The organism is Rothia sp. HMSC064F07 (genome assembly GCF_001837265.1).
GTDB lineage: Bacteria > Actinomycetota > Actinomycetes > Actinomycetales > Micrococcaceae > Rothia > Rothia mucilaginosa.
Window position 1 is genome coordinate 1 of record NZ_KV831924.1, and the last position, 16,656, is coordinate 16,656.

The 16,656-nt window shown below is 58.6% G+C and carries 15 protein-coding genes, 1 tRNA gene and 1 rRNA gene; 16 read left to right on the plus strand and 1 reads right to left on the minus strand.

Going from position 1 to position 16,656, the window contains the following annotated elements; all coding sequences use genetic code 11:
- Nucleotides 1-106: 106 nt before the first annotated feature.
- The 15 genes from rrf to HMPREF2712_RS01945 all read left to right on the plus strand — a co-directional run bounded on the left by rrf (nt 107) and on the right by HMPREF2712_RS01945 (nt 14,649).
- Nucleotides 107-223, plus strand: a 5S ribosomal RNA gene (rrf, locus tag HMPREF2712_RS01875).
- Between the two features lie 341 nt (nt 224-564).
- Nucleotides 565-1,308 (plus strand): DUF6891 domain-containing protein, encoded by a 744-nt coding sequence (locus tag HMPREF2712_RS01880; protein WP_070819121.1) that lies wholly within the window; start codon nt 565-567, stop codon nt 1,306-1,308.
- Between the two features lie 426 nt (nt 1,309-1,734).
- Nucleotides 1,735-2,613, plus strand: coding sequence for a DsbA family protein (locus HMPREF2712_RS01885; RefSeq protein WP_049357913.1), 879 nt, complete (start codon nt 1,735-1,737; stop codon nt 2,611-2,613).
- A gap of 229 nt (nt 2,614-2,842) precedes the next feature.
- Nucleotides 2,843-2,916, plus strand: a tRNA-Thr gene (locus HMPREF2712_RS01890).
- A gap of 126 nt (nt 2,917-3,042) precedes the next feature.
- Nucleotides 3,043-5,241, plus strand: coding sequence for an acyltransferase family protein (locus tag HMPREF2712_RS01895; protein ID WP_070819122.1), 2,199 nt, complete (start codon nt 3,043-3,045; stop codon nt 5,239-5,241).
- A 140-nt stretch (nt 5,242-5,381) separates the two neighbouring features.
- Nucleotides 5,382-6,212 (plus strand): ABC transporter ATP-binding protein, encoded by an 831-nt coding sequence (locus HMPREF2712_RS01900; protein WP_070819123.1) that lies wholly within the window; start codon nt 5,382-5,384, stop codon nt 6,210-6,212.
- Between the two features lie 158 nt (nt 6,213-6,370).
- Nucleotides 6,371-7,183, plus strand: a complete 813-nt coding sequence (locus HMPREF2712_RS01905; RefSeq protein ID WP_070819124.1) for an SGNH/GDSL hydrolase family protein — start codon at nt 6,371-6,373, stop codon at nt 7,181-7,183.
- Between the two features lie 826 nt (nt 7,184-8,009).
- Complete coding sequence (rpmB, locus tag HMPREF2712_RS01910; RefSeq protein ID WP_004005966.1) at nt 8,010-8,246, plus strand: 50S ribosomal protein L28; 237 nt, start codon at nt 8,010-8,012, stop codon at nt 8,244-8,246.
- Nucleotides 8,247-8,249: 3 nt separating this feature from the next.
- Nucleotides 8,250-8,420, plus strand: coding sequence for a 50S ribosomal protein L33 (gene rpmG / locus HMPREF2712_RS01915; protein WP_004005967.1), 171 nt, complete (start codon nt 8,250-8,252; stop codon nt 8,418-8,420).
- A gap of 2 nt (nt 8,421-8,422) precedes the next feature.
- Nucleotides 8,423-8,728: a 30S ribosomal protein S14 gene (gene rpsN, locus HMPREF2712_RS01920; RefSeq protein WP_005506731.1), complete on the plus strand. Its 306-nt coding sequence runs from the start codon at nt 8,423-8,425 to the stop codon at nt 8,726-8,728.
- A gap of 92 nt (nt 8,729-8,820) precedes the next feature.
- Complete coding sequence (locus tag HMPREF2712_RS01925; protein ID WP_005506733.1) at nt 8,821-9,108, plus strand: HU family DNA-binding protein; 288 nt, start codon at nt 8,821-8,823, stop codon at nt 9,106-9,108.
- A 529-nt stretch (nt 9,109-9,637) separates the two neighbouring features.
- Nucleotides 9,638-10,465 (plus strand): hypothetical protein, encoded by an 828-nt coding sequence (locus HMPREF2712_RS01930; protein ID WP_070819125.1) that lies wholly within the window; start codon nt 9,638-9,640, stop codon nt 10,463-10,465.
- A gap of 213 nt (nt 10,466-10,678) precedes the next feature.
- Entirely contained in the window at nt 10,679-11,395 is a 717-nt protein-coding gene (locus tag HMPREF2712_RS01935; protein ID WP_070819126.1) for a hypothetical protein, read from the plus strand.
- 302 nt (nt 11,396-11,697) lie between these two features.
- The gene (locus HMPREF2712_RS01940) at nt 11,698-12,429 is read left to right on the plus strand and encodes a transcriptional regulator (RefSeq protein ID WP_070819127.1); all 732 of its coding nucleotides are present in this window, start codon (nt 11,698-11,700) and stop codon (nt 12,427-12,429) included.
- Nucleotides 12,430-12,678: 249 nt separating this feature from the next.
- Nucleotides 12,679-14,649: an NHL domain-containing thioredoxin family protein gene (locus HMPREF2712_RS01945; RefSeq protein ID WP_070819128.1), complete on the plus strand. Its 1,971-nt coding sequence runs from the start codon at nt 12,679-12,681 to the stop codon at nt 14,647-14,649.
- A gap of 230 nt (nt 14,650-14,879) precedes the next feature.
- Here the strand turns inward: HMPREF2712_RS01945 and HMPREF2712_RS01950 are convergent, their stop codons facing one another.
- Nucleotides 14,880-15,857, minus strand: coding sequence for a hypothetical protein (locus HMPREF2712_RS01950; RefSeq protein ID WP_049352213.1), 978 nt, complete (start codon nt 15,855-15,857; stop codon nt 14,880-14,882).
- A gap of 63 nt (nt 15,858-15,920) precedes the next feature.
- On the opposite strand from HMPREF2712_RS01950, the gene HMPREF2712_RS01955 reads away from it, so the two are divergent.
- On the plus strand, nt 15,921-16,622 hold the full coding sequence (locus HMPREF2712_RS01955; protein ID WP_070628959.1) for a hypothetical protein: 702 nt from the start codon (nt 15,921-15,923) through the stop codon (nt 16,620-16,622).
- Nucleotides 16,623-16,656: the final 34 nt, after the last annotated feature.

Here is a 16,656-nt window from a genome sequence, read left to right on the forward strand (position 1 = left end):
TTGTTTGCGTTCACTGTATGGTTTTTGGATAATAACCCTGGGCTTCCTTCGGGAGGTTGAGGCTTTTTATTCGGAAATTTTGAATAACGAAGTTATTCGCTAGATTTTCCGTGGTTATAGCAAGAGGGAAACGCCTGGTTCCATTCCGAACCCAGAAGCTAAGACTCTTCGCGCCGATGGTACTGCACTTTTGTGGGTGTGGGAGAGTAGGTCACCGCGGGTTTTTATTCAAGAGGGGAAGACCTTATAGGTCTTCCCCTCTTTTTGTGTACCCAAAAACTCCTAGAACGAAAACTCCTGGAACGAAAGACACCTAACTCAGCAAAGGTGCAGAGACTCATAGATCCAGAGACTCAGAGACGCAGCAGAGAGGCAGAGGAACAGGGGAAGCAGCCTCGCCAGACAGCGTGCCAGCCTTGAGGCGAAGGCAACGAGATGGGGAGTTCACAGATCCGCCTGAATGACGAAATAGAAGGCGAGGTAGAGAAACTCTTGATACCTTAACAACAAGAGCAGTCCACATCTCTACCTCAACGAGTAGAGAGCAAGCAAAGGAGCATCATCATGGCTGATGAGAAGAGCATCTACGAACGCTGGAGCGAAGAACGCCTCGACCCGCCTTTCCCCAAAGAATGGGGGCTGGACGAAGAAGACGAAGCCGAGCTGCTCTGGCCTATCTGGCCCCTGCTGTTCATGGGTGAATCTGATACCGAACAGTACGTAGAAACCATCACCGATTATGTGATGGACGTACTCGGTCTGGAATACGATGGGGAGAACGAAGACAGCAAGCTCTGGGAAAAGCGCGCAGAGGACTACGTGGAAGAGCTAATCAAGCGTCGTCGTGCCTTTGCTGCTGAGCTGGGCATTACCCCCGAAATGCAGAAGAACTCCAACCTCAACCGTGCCTTCGCAGCCCTGGAAGAAGAAGGAGTCATCGCACGACAGAACTTCACCTGCTGCGGTACCTGCGCATCCGCAGAGATCTGGGATGAGATCGACGATAGCCGTGAATGGAAGGGATACATCTACTTCCACCAGCAGGACGCTGAAAGCCTCGCTGAGAGCGGCGGAACCTACGTTGGCTTCGGTTCCTTCCTCGCCTACCCCAGGGACGAAAATGAATGGAACGCGCTGAGCGATGCGCAGAAGGAAGAGATCAGTGCCCTTCACAAGAAGCTCTCCGTACAGTTGCTGCGAGAGACGGTCATTCCCGTACTGGAGAAGCACGGTCTGAGCGTGAAGTGGAACGACAATTACAACACCCGCCCCTATATCGATGGGGTAGAGGTCTATAACATTCCCTAACCGCTGGTGAGCTGAACCGGGTGGGTGCCTCGGCGTAGTTTGTGGCAGGGGAGAGGCGCCTCCCAACGCTACGAAAGTTTACGAGGAAAATAAGCTGAGAGCGTGAGAACAGACATCACAATATCTCAGTCAGAGTATTAACTAGCCGATAAGGCACCCATTCGGTAGGCTAGACGGGTAGCGCGGTACGTCCACACTAGAGAAAAGACAGAACCTATCCACGTGATAGGAACTGATTGACATAGCTTTCAGCTGCTATATACGGCAGAAGCTGAGCTCTAGAACACCCTATAGGGGATAAGAACAACCCCGGGCCGGAAGAGCCTGGTCATCTGAAGCTTTGCTCGGATGGACGCTCACTCCAACCGGAGTAGGCTAGAAGAAGTGGACGAACCGCCACCCATATTCCCAACCAAAGGAGCAGGCATGTCGACCGACGCTCGCGAAAAAGCCCGCCAGATTGCGGCCCAGCAGGCCAAGAAGAGCCCCAGCCAGGCAAGCCGCCGCTGGCTCCAGTTCGGCGTACTCGCCGTGGTCCTCATCATCGTAGGTATCATCGGCTTCGTCGTAGTCAACGGCAACAAGAACACCAAGGTAGCAGAAAGCGGCCCGGTGCCCTCCAGCGCCAACGAATACGGTGGCATTGTGCTGACCAAGGACGGCATCGTCCAGAACTCCTCCACCCAGGAGACCCGCGACTTCAAGCAACTCGCAACCTCGACCTCCTCCGTGACCCCCATGGTCAACGGAACCGCAGCAGCAGTCAACACCCTGCCCCCGGGCGTGCAGACCGCTGAAGAGGCATCTAAGAACGGCCAGCCCGTTCGCGTGACCATCTTCCAGGACTACAACTGCGTGCACTGTGCAGAGTTCGAGAAGAAGTACGGTGAAGAAATCCAGAAGCTCGTCGAGGACGGCACCATCACCCTGGAAATCCGCAACCTAACCTTCCTGGACCGCTCCTCGCCCACCGCTTACTCCGCACGTAACGCGGCAGCAGCATATTCCGTGGCCAACCAGGTCAGCACCAGCGAATTCCTGAACTACCAGCGTGAGATCTTTACTCACCAGGGCCGCGGCGACATGAACAACCAGCAGATCGCCGACATCGCTTCTAAGTACCACGCTTCCATCGGCTCCGATATGAACGATGGCAAGTGGCGCCCCTTCGTGGACGTGGTCAACGCTGAATCCGCAAAGAACGGTATTAAGGGTACCCCCACCGTCTTCGTTGATGGCGACCAGTACACCAGCAACGACTTCAGCACCTTCCTGAAGGAAAAGATCGAAGCTAAGAAGAAGTAACCTCTTCGATACGAAAACCCGGTAACCTCCGCGTGAGGCTACCGGGTTTTTCCATACACGGTGATGAGTACGAGGGATGGGTGAGCAGCATACAGAGGTGGTGCTCATAAGGGGTAAAACGAAGGAAACGAACATGCCATCACCCCATAATTTAGAAGTATTCTCAACCAAACCCTAAAAGAACAACTAAGCAGACTCAACCAAGAGAATAAGGTACACTGGACAGGTTGCCTCCTTAGCTCAGTTGGCCAGAGCATCTGTCTTGTAAACAGAGGGTCACCGGTTCGAATCCGGTAGGGGGCTCAGAAAAATCCTGGTTCGCACCAGCCTCATAGCAGAGGTGCGGATCAGGATTTTATTGTACGAGTGTCCTGTAGTGTCTAAGGGACTCGCACTAGCACATCGTCCACCCGCCCTGAGGAACCAAGTATGTCTGAAACCTCCGGAACCCCGCAGGCCCCCGCCTCGCAGGGCACCCGTACCGCGGCGCTGCGCACCGTCAAAGCACGCAAAACCAACGACTACCCCCTCGAAGAATTCATCGAATCGCGAGGATTCCGCCCTGAAATTCAGGGCCTGCGAGCCTTCGCCGTGCTCCTCGTGGTGCTCTACCATGTCTGGGTCGGCAAAGTCTCCGGCGGCGTGGACGTCTTCCTCTTCATCTCTGCCTTCCTGCTCTCGCTCTCCTTCATGCGCAAGATCAACGAAGGCAAACCCCTCAATCTCTTCAGCTACTGGATGCACGTCTTCCAGCGACTGCTACCCGTAGCCACCGTGGTTATCGCGGGTACCACCATTGCGTCCTTCTTCGTGCTCGCGCCCAGCCGCTGGTCGCAAACCGTAACTGACGCAAGGAGCTCCCTGTTCTACTTCCAGAACTGGAACCTCGCGTTCAGCTCCGTAGACTACTACGCCCAAAACGCCTCCGTGAAGTCACCCTTCCAGCACTTCTGGTCGCTCTCCATCCAGGGACAGATCTTCATCATCTGGCCCCTGCTCTTCGCCGCAGTAGCCTACGTCGTGCACCGATTCCGCGGGAACCTCTTCACCACCGCGGTATTCATCTTCAACACGGTGTTCGTCGCATCCCTGACCTTCTCCATCGTCGAAACCGACACCAACCAGGGATTCGCCTACTTCGACACCCGCACCCGCCTGTGGGAATTTGCCATCGGCACCCTGCTGGCAATGCTCACCCTCAAGTGGAAAGCACCCGAGAAGGCTCGAGTAATTATGGGCTGGGTCGGCATTATCGGTCTGGTCACCTGCGGTGCAATCCTGCCCGTTGAACGAGCGTTCCCCGGCTACCTGGCGCTCTGGCCCGTGATCTCCGGTGCGCTCGTCATCATGGCAGGCCGCACCAACAGCCGCTGGGGCATCGATCGACTGCTGGTCTCCGCACCCCTGCAGAACCTCGGCAACATCTCCTACGCCCTGTACCTGGTGCACTGGCCCATCCTCATTCTCTACAGCAGCGCCGTTGGTACCTCCCGCGTGAACTTCATCGAAGGCGCTGTCATCATCCTTGCCTCCATCGGCTTGGCATGGCTGCTCATCCGCTTCGTCGAAAAGCCGCTGCGCTACCGCAAGGACCCCTTCGTACCCTGGCTCATGATGAAGATGCGCTTCAAGACCGTCTTCTCGGTCAAGACCTGGGCAGACCAGCTCGCCTTCATCCTCGCGATCTTCCTGGTCGCAGGCGTACCCCTGGTAGCCGCACAGACCTGGATTGGCTACCGCAACACCCAGTCCGAGCACAACGCCGAACTGCAGGTACAGACCGCCAGCGAAAACTACCCCGGCGCCCGCGCTATCGGCGGCGCCCAGCAGGGACTCATTGACAACCCCATCCCCTCCGGCGGCGACGTCAAAACCCAGTTCGACGGACTGAGCGACCCCTGCGTTGGCGGCTTCGCGCCCTCCGACCCGGCACTCGCCAAGTACTGCAGCCTGCAGAAGTACGGCCCCGAGGACGCACCGCTGACCATGGTCATCGGTAACTCCCACGCCGAACAGGCGCTGAGCATCTTCAAGCCCATCGCAGAACAGACCAAAACCAACCTGCAAACCTACCTGCTCGGCGGCTGCCAGTACCCGGTCCGCGCCGTCAACGCCAGCAACGAATGCTCGGAATTCAACACCAAGATGACCGAGGAAATTCTCAAGCGTAAGCCGCAGACCGTGGTGCTCATCGCCACCGTTGCCCAGGCACGATCGAACGACGAACGAGTCGACCCGAGTCTCGACGAGACGGTCCGCCGCCTCACCGAGGCAGGAATTCAGGTCATCGGCCTGCGCGATAACCCGCGCTTCGAGTACAACATCTACGAATGCGCTCAGAAGGCCGGCGACGACAAGAGCTCCTGCGCACGACCCGCAAGCGACAAGTACGCCGCCGAGAACCCCGCAAAGGAAGTCTTCGACAAGTACCGCAACCAGGGCGCCGTCATGGTGGACCTGAAGGACGTGTACTGCCCGGACGGCATGTGCAGCCCCGTGGTTGGAAACATCTACGTCTACCTCGACGATAACCATGTCTCCAAGACCTACGGCCGCACCATGGCTCAGGAAGTCTTCCAGCGTGCAGCGGAAGGCGGCTGGCTCGTGAGCGGAAAAGTGAACCTTTAAAGGTCGCCAATACAGCGGGTCCCCCGCACTGTTCGACAGAAGTATGAACAGCGCGGGGGATCCGCTATTTTCTGACCCAAAATTAGGATAGGCTAAGTTAGGAGACTCCCGGGAGAAGTCAGAGGAGAAGAAAGGACGCCATGAAAGAAATCACCGAACGCACCCTCAAAGTAGAGAACGTCAGCCTCGGCTACGGCGAAACCACCATCGTCAAAGACCTCTCCCTTGAATTCCCCAAGGGCAAAATCACCGCCATTATCGGTCCCAACGGTTGCGGCAAGTCCACCCTTCTGCGGGGTGTCTCCCGACTGCTTAAGCCGCTTAACGGCGACTTCACCCTTGACGGTAAATCCACCCACGAATACTCCATGAAGGGCTTCGCCCGCATGGTCGGGCTCATGCCCCAGCACCCCATCGCCCCCGAAGGAATTACCGTAGCCGACCTCGTCTCCCGAGGACGCTACCCCTACCAGGGCCTCTTCAAACGCAATAGCGCCGAAGACGACGAGGCGGTCGCCTGGGCGCTAGAAGCCACCGATACTATGTCCCTCGCCGAACGACAGGTCACCGAACTCTCCGGCGGCCAACGTCAGCGTGTCTGGATTGCCATGGCGCTCGCCCAGGAAACCGACATCCTACTGCTGGACGAGCCGACCACCTACCTCGACCTGGCACACCAGGTGGAGCTACTCGACCTGCTCTCGGAACTCAACGAACAGCGCGGCACCACCATGATCATGGTGCTGCACGAACTGAACCTCGCCGCCCGAGTCGCCGACTACCTCGTCGCAATGAAGGACGGCTCCATCGTCGCCCAAGGCGAAGCACACGACGTGCTCACCCGCGAGAACCTGCACACCATCTTTAGCCTGAAGGCCGAGGTTGCGGACCCGTTCAACGACGGTAGCGTGGTGGTTGTTCCCCATCCGCGGAGGGCATCCGCAGCTACCGGGTCAGCTGTCGCATCCTAAGAAACCCCCGCTCATATCTGAAGAAGAACCCTCAACAGTGGGATACTGGAAAACAGGACGCACCGAAAGCTAAGCGAAGAAGCCGGTACACCGCGTGGGTGTGCCGGCTTCTTCCATAGAAGGGTCATTCTCTACAGAGGCCCGGAAAGAAGAACACAATGACGACCCCGCTCCTAGACTCCAACGGCAAGCTCAACGGCGAATCAGTACGCTATGTAGCAATCGGCGACTCCTTCACCGAAGGCGTGGGCGACGTTGACCGCCGCCGCCCCAACAACCTGCGCGGCTGGGCAGACCGCGTTGCCGAAGGCCTCGGTGCAGTAGACCCGCAGGCGCAGTACGCAAACCTCGCTATCCGCGGCCGCCTGCTCATTCCCATCCTCGAAGAGCAGCTGCCGGCAGCCCTGGCGCTGAAGCCCAACCTGGTCACCTTCTACGGCGGCGGCAACGACATCATGCGACCCAACGTGGATATTGACCAGCTCATGACCCACGTAGACGAAGCCTTCGCCACCCTGCGCGGCGAAGGAATCGAGGTGCTTACCGTAACCGGCCTGGATGTACAGGGCCAGGGCCCCTTCGCCCGTACCCGCGGCCGTACCGCCACCTACAACGAGCTACTGCGTGGTATCGCTGAGGACCACGGCGTGCACATTATCGACTACTGGCGCTGGAATGACTTCCTCGACTGGCGTCTGTGGGCTGACGATCGCCTGCACATGAACGACCTCGGCCACGAACGCTTCGCATCCCGCGTGCTGGCGCAGCTCGGCCTGCCCGGTGTGGTCACTGAATCGGTACTGCCCCCGGAGGTGCAGCTAACCGCTCGCGAGAAGGTTGAGCAGGAGGCACGCTGGGTCCGCGAGTTTGCCCTGCCGTGGATCGGCCGCCGTCTGAAGGGTACGAGCTCCGGGGACGGTGTGAGCCCCAAGTACCCGGAGTGGGTCCCCGCGGCAAGCCTTAAAAACTAACGCCCTTAAGAACTAATGCTGAGGGGCGCACGTTACGGCGTAAAACTGTATGCCGGGGGAGCGCCCTGTGCTGTATCTGTACCGTATTTGTTCCCGCATTTACGCCGTAACGGGAACGGTAAATCCGCCGTTACCCGTACCGTTGCAAACCCTTAAACCGCCCTTTAAAACCTGGGCGGAAGCGTTAAAACGAGAGTTAAAAGCTCTTTAAACGCGTGTTTAAGCCTGTTTAACAGCCCTGCGCACACCGCAAGAATCGGTGGCGCGGGGCTGTTTAAGGCTTAAAATCCGGCTTAAGCTGTTAATCTCACAACATGAATTTCACCGGTGTAATTTATCCCCGGTCACATAAAGAACGCCCGTTCTTAAAACCGCGAATTAATGCCTGACTAGGGGCGTTAAAGAATCCCTTAAAAACATCTGGACTTGCAAAAATACCCATTTTTGGTAGAATGGATAGGTATGTTTGCCGCTCGAGGGTAGGCGTGCATCCGTGAATCGAGCTCTTCGCTTAAACGAGGTGCAATCGGCTCAGAACACCGAGATTCCGCGGATTTTTAAGGCAAAATCCGGCGTGCAGGCTTGCACGAACCCCCGTATTTACCTAGAATTTAACGCTGTTCGTAGTGGTGGAAACGCCTCTCGACACTAATAAGCTTCACCGTTTTTCCCGCGGCGGGGATCGATGCGTGGCCTCTCACCCACGTGACGATCTCAAACACTCTAGCCCGGCGAATAACCCGGTGCTTCTACATTGGTGGCGGGACGCTTACGAGTAACATCGACTGCGTACCGTCATAAAAGTCAATCAATAAAGGAGTGAAACATGGCAGCAGTCTGCCAGGTGACCGGAGCTGTTCCCGGCTTTGGACACAGCATTTCGCACTCGCATCGCCGCAACAAGCGTCGATTCGACCCGAACGTTCAGAAGAAGACCTACTGGGTTCCTTCGCTGCGTCGTAAGGTAACCCTGAACGTGTCCGCTAAGGGCATCAAGGTTATCGATGCTCGTGGCATCGATGCCGTTGTTGCAGAAATCATCGCACGCGGGGAGAAGATCTAGTAAATGGCATCCAAGGCTAAGGACCTCCGTCCTATCATCAAGCTCAAGTCCACTGCTGGCACCGGTTACACCTACGTGACCCGTAAGAACCGCCGCAACAACCCCGACCGCATGGTGCTGAAGAAGTACGACCCCGTCGTCCGCAAGCACGTTGACTTCCGAGAGGAGCGCTAAGAATGGCTAAGAAGTCCAAGATCGCTCGCAACGAGCAGCGCAAGGTCATCGTCGCTCGCTACAACGAGAAGCGTATCGCGCTGAAGAAGACCCTGATCGACGAGAACGCTACCCCCGAGGAGCGCGAAGCAGCACGCGTGGCACTGCAGAAGCTGCCCCGCAACGCTTCCCCCGTTCGCGTGCGTAACCGCGACCAGATCGACGGCCGCCCCCGCGGTACCTTCCAGAAGTTCGGTATCTCCCGCGTGCGCTTCCGCGAGATGGCACACCGCGGCGAGCTGCCCGGTATCACCAAGTCCAGCTGGTAAATCTGGTATTTTAGTTCCTAAACGGTTTTCCGTCGTCACCGACGGTCACTCGCTTTAGACTCAAACCTTAAGTCTCTGGAAGGGGCACCCTAATGGCTAAGAACCGTACCGAACTCGTTGCAGAGGTTGCAGAGAAGTCTGGCAAGAGCCAGGCAACCGTAAACGCAGTCCTCGACGCAGTGTTCCAGGTTTTCGAGTCTTCCGTCTCCAAGGGCGAGAAGATCACCATCCCCGGTTGGATGGCAATCGAGCGCACCGACCGTGCAGCTCGTACCGGCCGTAACCCGCAGACCGGCGAAACCATTCAGATTCCCGCCGGTCACGGCGTGAAGCTGACCGCAGGCTCCAAGCTGAAGGCAGCAGTCGCTAAGAAGAAGTAATTCTTGAGACTTTGAATCTGATAAAAGACCCCCACCCTCACGGTGGGGGTCTTTTATTATGCCTGCCCAGGGGAAAACAGTGGAGGAACCCCGGCTGAAGAAGACCCAAGTAGCGGAAGCGCCCCGAGATAGGCGGGGTGGAGCCCTAGAATCGCTGATCAGTTGTGTCTCTACGACCTTAATGTTGTGGTTGAGCTAAAAACACAGAAACTATCCCTACTTCATAGAAGAAGCTAGGGTGGACTACAGAAAAAATAAAGAAAATTTATTCATTTGAGCATAAAGCTATGCATGAGCTGAGTGAAAAATCGGGATTATCAAACCCCGCTGGGAAAAATACTTATACATTGCCGTCTGGACACAGCTTAAACACAGCAAACTAAAGCTCAATCTTAGACTCACACCCTAAGCTGGAATCACCGGCGAAGGAAAAGCCACACACCATACACAACGGCCCCATCCAACCGGAAAATCAACCATACAAACCCCGGACGATTGACCCTCCGGGACGCACAAGGAGAACCACCTCATGGCACGCCCCGCCCAGAACACTTCCGCACAGACCACCAACCGTCGCTTTCGCACTGGCGCGGCAGCACTGTCACTGGCAGCAATCGCAGCACTCGGCCTGAGCGCCTGCGGTGCGCAGAACACCTCCGCTTCCGCCCCGGCACCCACCGCAACCGCAACCGCAACCGCCAAGGCATCCTCCACCGCCGACGCGGCAGTCAACGCGGGCAACGGCAAGGTCACCGTCAAGGCAAGCGACGCAGCTTCCCCGAGCCCCACCGCAAGCAGCTCCCATGGCACCGGCACCGTCGCCGACGGAACCGGTGTCACCACCGGCGCTGGCGGCAACGTCACCGTGAACGGCGCAAACGGTACCGGCGTAACCGCAGACGCAAGCGGCAACGCAACCGTCAACGGAGGCTCGGCTTCCAGCAACTCCGGCTCCTCTGCAAAGGTCGACGAGAAGGCAGGCGAGACCTCCGCCAAGAGCGGCTCTAACGGTGCCGGTAACGGTTCTGTGACCGTCGACGGCGGAACCGTCAGCGCATCCAACGGCTACACCATGATCCAGATCGACGCTGACGGCGGCTGGTCCTACCACGCCCCCAACGGCGACATTGTAGAAGTTGATGCTGACGGCTCCTGGGAACGCGTCAGCCCGAGCGGCAACGTAGAGGTGAAAGCAGACGGATCCTGGGAGCTCGTTGGAACCCCCGGCGTTGTCGAAGTGAAGGCTGACGGCTCCTGGGAACAGACCGGACAGGGAACCTTCCAGGTACCTGCCGTACCCGTCAAGCCTGCCGGTGCTGGTGCTGACCCCGTCAAGCCCGTCACCCCCCGCCGCTAAACAACAGGCTGATACTCCCGGCGAAAACATGGGCTATCCCACCCACTAGAACGCGGAAGAACGCCCCCACGTCCGGATAATCACATCCAAACTCGATAGAATTAACGCGGTTAGTTACACCGATAATCGTTATGGAATCCCACAAGGATCCTGCGCACGACGCGAATACGTCGCCAACTAGCCGCACCATACTAACAACCACAAGGAGAAACAATGGCTATCGCCCCCGCAATGAAGAAGACCACCGCGGTTCTGTCCATCGCTTTCGCAGGCGCACTGGGCCTGAGCGCATGCGGCTCCCAGTCCTCTTCCACCACCACCGCGACTGCATCCGCATCCGCTTCTGCAACTGCTTCCGCAAGTGCATCGGCTAAGGCATCCTCTGCAGCTGCAACCACTTCTGCTGCTTCTGCTTCCGCTACTGCAGACGTGAAGGTTGACAAGGACGGCAACGTCACCGTCAAGGCTAACGACGGCGAAGGCAACTCCGCAGACGTGAAGGTCGGCGCAGACGGCAAGGCATCCGTAGACGCTAAGGACTCCGAGGGCAACTCCTCCAAGGTAGAGTCCGACGAAAAGGGCAACACCAAGGTTGAGTCCAAGGACTCCGAGGGCAACACCACCTCCACCGTTGAGGGCGACGTTATCGTTTCCGAGGAGGGCGGCTGGACCATTCAGGGTGATGAAGGTCAGGTAGCTGTACAGGCTGACGGCTCCTGGAGCCGCCAGGACGCAAACGGCCAGGTCGCAGTCAAGGCTGACGGCTCCTGGAGCATCCAGGCTAACAGCGGCCTGCAGGCAACCGTGGACGCATCCGGTGAAGTAACCTCCATCGTTGGCGGCGAGAAGGCAGACCTGAAGGCTCCGAAGGTTCCCGCAAAGCCCGCACAGGGTAAGGCTACCCCCGTCAAGCCCGCACAGCCCAAGTAAGCTGTAAAGAGCTAACAGCGGCTTGTGACGCTACCAGAGCGTAACAGCCCCTGACCTAGAAGACGCCTCGTGCGTATCCGACCGTGATGCGTGCGGGGCGTCTTTGTGTTCTAGAGAGCTTGAACCACAAAGGGCTGTGAGAGTAGCGGGGGAGGGGTCCACCTGCGGCGCGGCAACCCAGGGAGTTTTCAGGTCGCGGTGCTAGCATGAGGGCGTACACCGGGGACATACCCGCCTGTACCCCAACCACACTACGCACTGCGCCGTTGCAGAGCGACGTATGACGGAAAGAGAAATCTGCCGTGAAGAAGTCTATTGCTGTTCTGTCCCTGAGCCTCGCCGCAACCTTCGGTCTTGCCGCCTGCAGCTCCAACGCCAAGGCACCCGCCGAAAGCCAGAGCAACTCTGCGAGCGCGTCTGCATCGGCTACCGCTTCCGCGAGCGCATCCTCCGAGTCCAAGGCGAGCGCATCGGCATCCGGCTCGGCGAGCGCGTCTGCATCGGCATCGGCAAGCGCAGGTAGCTCGAGCTCCTCCGCTAAGGAATCCGAAAGCCAGAAGAGCGGATTGTCGGGTGCTTCCGCCATGCCTACGGACCCCACCGATAGCAACTACGGTCCGCAGATTTACAAGCGTTATAAGGAAATCGTCGAAGAGGCTAAGAAAGATCACTCCACCAAGAGGACTACGAACACTGAAGGCAACGTGTACGCTGCCCCTGATGGAAGCATCGCTGTTGTCGAAGCTAAGAACGGTAACTACATCAGCATTGAGAATGACGGCAGCTGGGTACGTGTGACCCCTGAAGGCGAGGTTGTCGCCGTGGATGATAAGGGCGCCTGGATCGCTGTCAATCCTAATGGCGAAATAACTAGCGTTGATGAGAACGGTGCAACTTCCATGATTAACATTAAGACCTCGGAGGTCTCGGGCGACTACCAGTCCCTGGAGCTGCCCAAGATTCCGGCTCCCGTGGGAGACCTGCCCGCCCCGAAGAATCCCGTAAAGCCGACCAGCGTCAAGACCCACGAGTAGGCAGACTCGTACAGCGGTAGCCGCTCGTAGAGCCTTTCAACGCTTGAACGCCCCGTGCGCATCCGACCGTGATGCGTGCGGGGCGCTTTATATACCCACGAACCACCCGGAATATGACTTAATATGACAGGTCGTTAAGGCCCCAAGTCACAAAGCTCAACTCCCAGCGAACCACCCCCACCACGCTGGCATAATGGGGACAGCAAACCAACGCGACCACACACGGCGCACCCAACAGGAGAGAAAACCATGAGCGAGAACACCACCCGCAACGTACGCGTGCGCGCCAGCGAACTCGAAGGCCGAGCCTGGCTCAACACCGGCGACAAAAACCTCACCCTGCAGGACCTTCGCGGCAAAATCGTTATTCTCGACTTCTGGACCCTCTGCTGCATCAACTGCCTGCACGTCCTCGACGAACTACGCCCCCTCGAAGAAGAATTCTCCGACGTACTCGTCACCGTCGGCGTACACAGCCCCAAATTCGAACACGAAGCAGACCCCGTAGCGCTCGCCGCAGCCGTCGACCGCTACCACATCACCCACCCCGTACTCGACGACCCCGAACTGACCACCTGGCAGGCATACACCGCCCGCGCATGGCCCACCCTTGTCGTCGTCGACCCCGAAGGCTACATCGTCGCCCACCTCTCCGGCGAAGGCCACGTACAGGGCCTCACCTCCCTCGTACGCGAACTCGTCGCCGAGCACGAGGCGAAGGGCACCCTACACCGCGGCGACGGCCCCTACGTACCCCGCCCCAAAGCAGCCGGCACCTACGCCTTCCCCGGCAAAGCCATCGAACTGCCCGCCGAATTCGGCCCCGCAAACCTCTTCGGCAACCGCGAACGCACCTACCTCGTCGCAGACAGCGCACGCCACCGCATCCTGCAGGTAGCAGCCGACCTCAACACCGTCATCAACACCTACGGCGGCGGCAACGACCCCATCAACCACCCCGTCAAGGGCCACGTCGACGGCACCGGCACCGAAGCACGCTTCAACGAACCCGCCGGCCTCGCCCTCGTACCCGAAAACCTGCGCGAGAAGCTCGGCTACGACGTGCTCGTCGCCGACACCGTCAACCACCGCCTGCGCTCCCTCAACCTGCGCACCGGCGAAGTACGCACCCTCGCGGGCAACGGCGTGCAGCGCGTCATCGACGGCGACAACGCCATCACCGGCGACCCCAACCACATCCCCGCCGGCGTACCCGCCACCGAGATTGCGCTCTCCTCGCCCTGGGATGCGGTCTACTCCCGTGAAGCCGGTCAGTTCATCATCGCCATGGCAGGCACCCACCAGCTCTTCGGCTACGAACCCGTCACCGGCACCGTCAGCATCTTCGCAGGCTCCGGCGTCGAAGGCCTCGCCGACGGCCCCGCCGCCGACGCATGGTTCGCCCAGCCCTCCGGCATCATCGAAGCACGCGACGGCAGCCTCTGGGTCGCATGCTCCGAAACCAGCGGCCTGCGCCACATCACCTTCACCGAAGACGGCGTACAGGTCACCTCCGCCGTCGGCAAGGGCCTGTTCGACTTCGGCTTCGTCGACGGCGACTCCGACACCGCCCGCATGCAGCACCCCCTCGGCCTGACCGAACTGCCCGACGGATCCATCGCAGTCGCCGACACCTACAACGGCGCCATCCGCCGCTGGGACCCTGCAACCGGCACCCTCGGCACCCTCGAACGCGGCCTCGACGAACCCTCCGACCTGCTCGTCGAAGAAGTACCCGGCGAAGAACCGCGCCTCATCATTGTCGAAACCAACGCCCACCAGCTCGTCCGCGCCTCCATCCCAGCCAAGGCACAGCACGTCGACGAAGGCGCCATCACCACCGCACGCCCCTCTACCAAGCTCACCGGCGGCACCCTTGAATTCACCTCACGATTCACCGTGCCCACCGGCCAGAAGCTCGACACCCGCTGGGGCGACCCCACTCAGCTGAAGATCTCATCCACCCCCGAGAACTTCATCCTGGAAGGCGCCGGCACCTCCACCGGACTGACCCGCACCCTCGTACTCAACCCCGAAATCACCGAGGCAGTCCTGCACATCACCGCCCGCGCCGCCGCCTGCGACGGCACCCCCGGCGGTGACATCCCCGAGCACGCAGCGTGCCACCTCTACCAGCAGGACTGGGGTATTCCCGTCGTCGTGACCGGTGACGAGGCAGACGAAAGCGAACTCGTCCTGGACCTGCGCGGTATCAACTAGTCACCTAAATACATAAAACAGGAACCGGTACATATCCTTGCTCCTACAGGGGTACCCGTCCTCGCTTCGCTCGGGCACCCTGATGTCGCTACGGATAATACTGACCCTTTCTTTGCCCATATAAGCTACGAGCCAGTATGCTCTTCGCTCCTACAGGGAACCCGCCCTCGCTTCGCTCGGGCACCCTGATGTCGCGTTCAGAGCATACTGGCTCTCGCAACTCAGCGGCTTTAGAAGGAGACTCGGACCGCCTTCGCATCCGCCTCCACCGACGCCTTCAACGTAAACGGAATCTCCTTCTGCACCTGCGAACGCTCACCCGTATACAAATCCAACTGAGTAAACGACACCTTCGCCGTACCCGACATCGGCTTCAACGACCACACACCCGCCGAACTCACACTCACCTGCGGATCCGCAACCTTCACCACAGACCACTTCACCTCAGAATCCACACGACCCGTAAACGCATACTCAAAAGGGCACCCACCCGGATAAAGAGTGCTCTGCTGCGTACACTTCTTCAAATGATCCTGCACCTGCTCCTTCACCGATGACAACGCATTATCACTCGGCTTCAACTCCATACGCACCGCATGATTCGCATCCTGCGCAGTCACCACCTCATTCACCTTCTGCGCCGTATAAACCGTCGAATCATACGACACCGCATACACACCCGGATAAAACACCGGGAACGACGCCGCACCATCATCCACCGCAACCTTACGGTTATTAATCGTCGCAGCCTCCACACCCTGAATATTCACCTTCACCGACGGCAAAGACGCCTCATCAATAGCCCACTTATCAAAAAAGCCCCAATGCGTGCCCGAACGGTGCAAACGAAAATCCGTATGCTGCTGCGAACCCTCCAACGTATAGGACGCACGCACCGTCGCATGCTCCCCATCCTCGCTGGTCTCCACCACCTCATACGACACCTCACCCAACGAAGACACCGAACGCCTCAAAGCATCCCCATCCAGCAAAGAGGCGTCACCCTCAGGAATCTGCGCACCCAACAAACCACGCGCATACGAACCATTACCCGTACGCAACGCATGAAAATACTCCCGCACCTGACCCGTCGGACCATACACCAGCTTATTCGTCATAACCAGCGCCGCAGCAGCCACAGAAACCGCCACCACAACACCGACCATCCACATTGCCAGAACCCGCTCCACGGGAGAAAAATTACGCATAGAACCAGAGTAACGCAGGTAGTCCGCTAGGTTTCACGCACCGCACACACTAAAGTTGTGTATATGGCAGAACGCGCTCACGAAGTCCCCGCCAAATACGGCGAAGTCAACGAACTATTCCACCCCCGCATGCGCTCCTACGGCAGGCGCATCGAAGCGGCACTCCCCGGCACCATCGTGCTCCTCGCCGCGCTCGCCTTCATCCTCTACAAGCGACCCGCCCTGCCGTACACCCTCCTCGTACTGCTCATCGGCACCATCGCAGGCGTAAACCTCTACTCAGTCCTCAAACCCACCATCATCGTCATCACCAAAACCCACGTGCTCCGCGCACGCACCTTCGGCTGGTTCGCCGTACCCCTCGAAAACATCGACCACACCATCTACGTCGAAAAGCTCTACCCCAAAAAAGCCTACGGCCAGAAACTCAAAACCGTCGCCGGCCGCCTACGCTACCGCAGCTTCCCCGCCATGTGGGCCGTCGACAAAGATGGCAAACAGCTCATGCGTATCGACGGCCGCGTCTGGGATGGCAAAACCATGCGAGAAGTCTCCTCCAAACTCTCCGCCCAAACCACCATCTACAAACAGATCAACGTGGTCAACATGGACAAAGAACACAAGGGACTCATCACCTTCAACGAACTGCACCCCGGCTGGCGCTCCAGCCTCATGACCGCACTCGCCGTCATCATCGTGGCAATCCTCTTCGCCGCATCCTTCTTGCCCGAAGAACTCGCCCGCACCATCTACCTCATTCACTAGACCCGGTAGAAACGCAGCCACATAAGACGCAGCA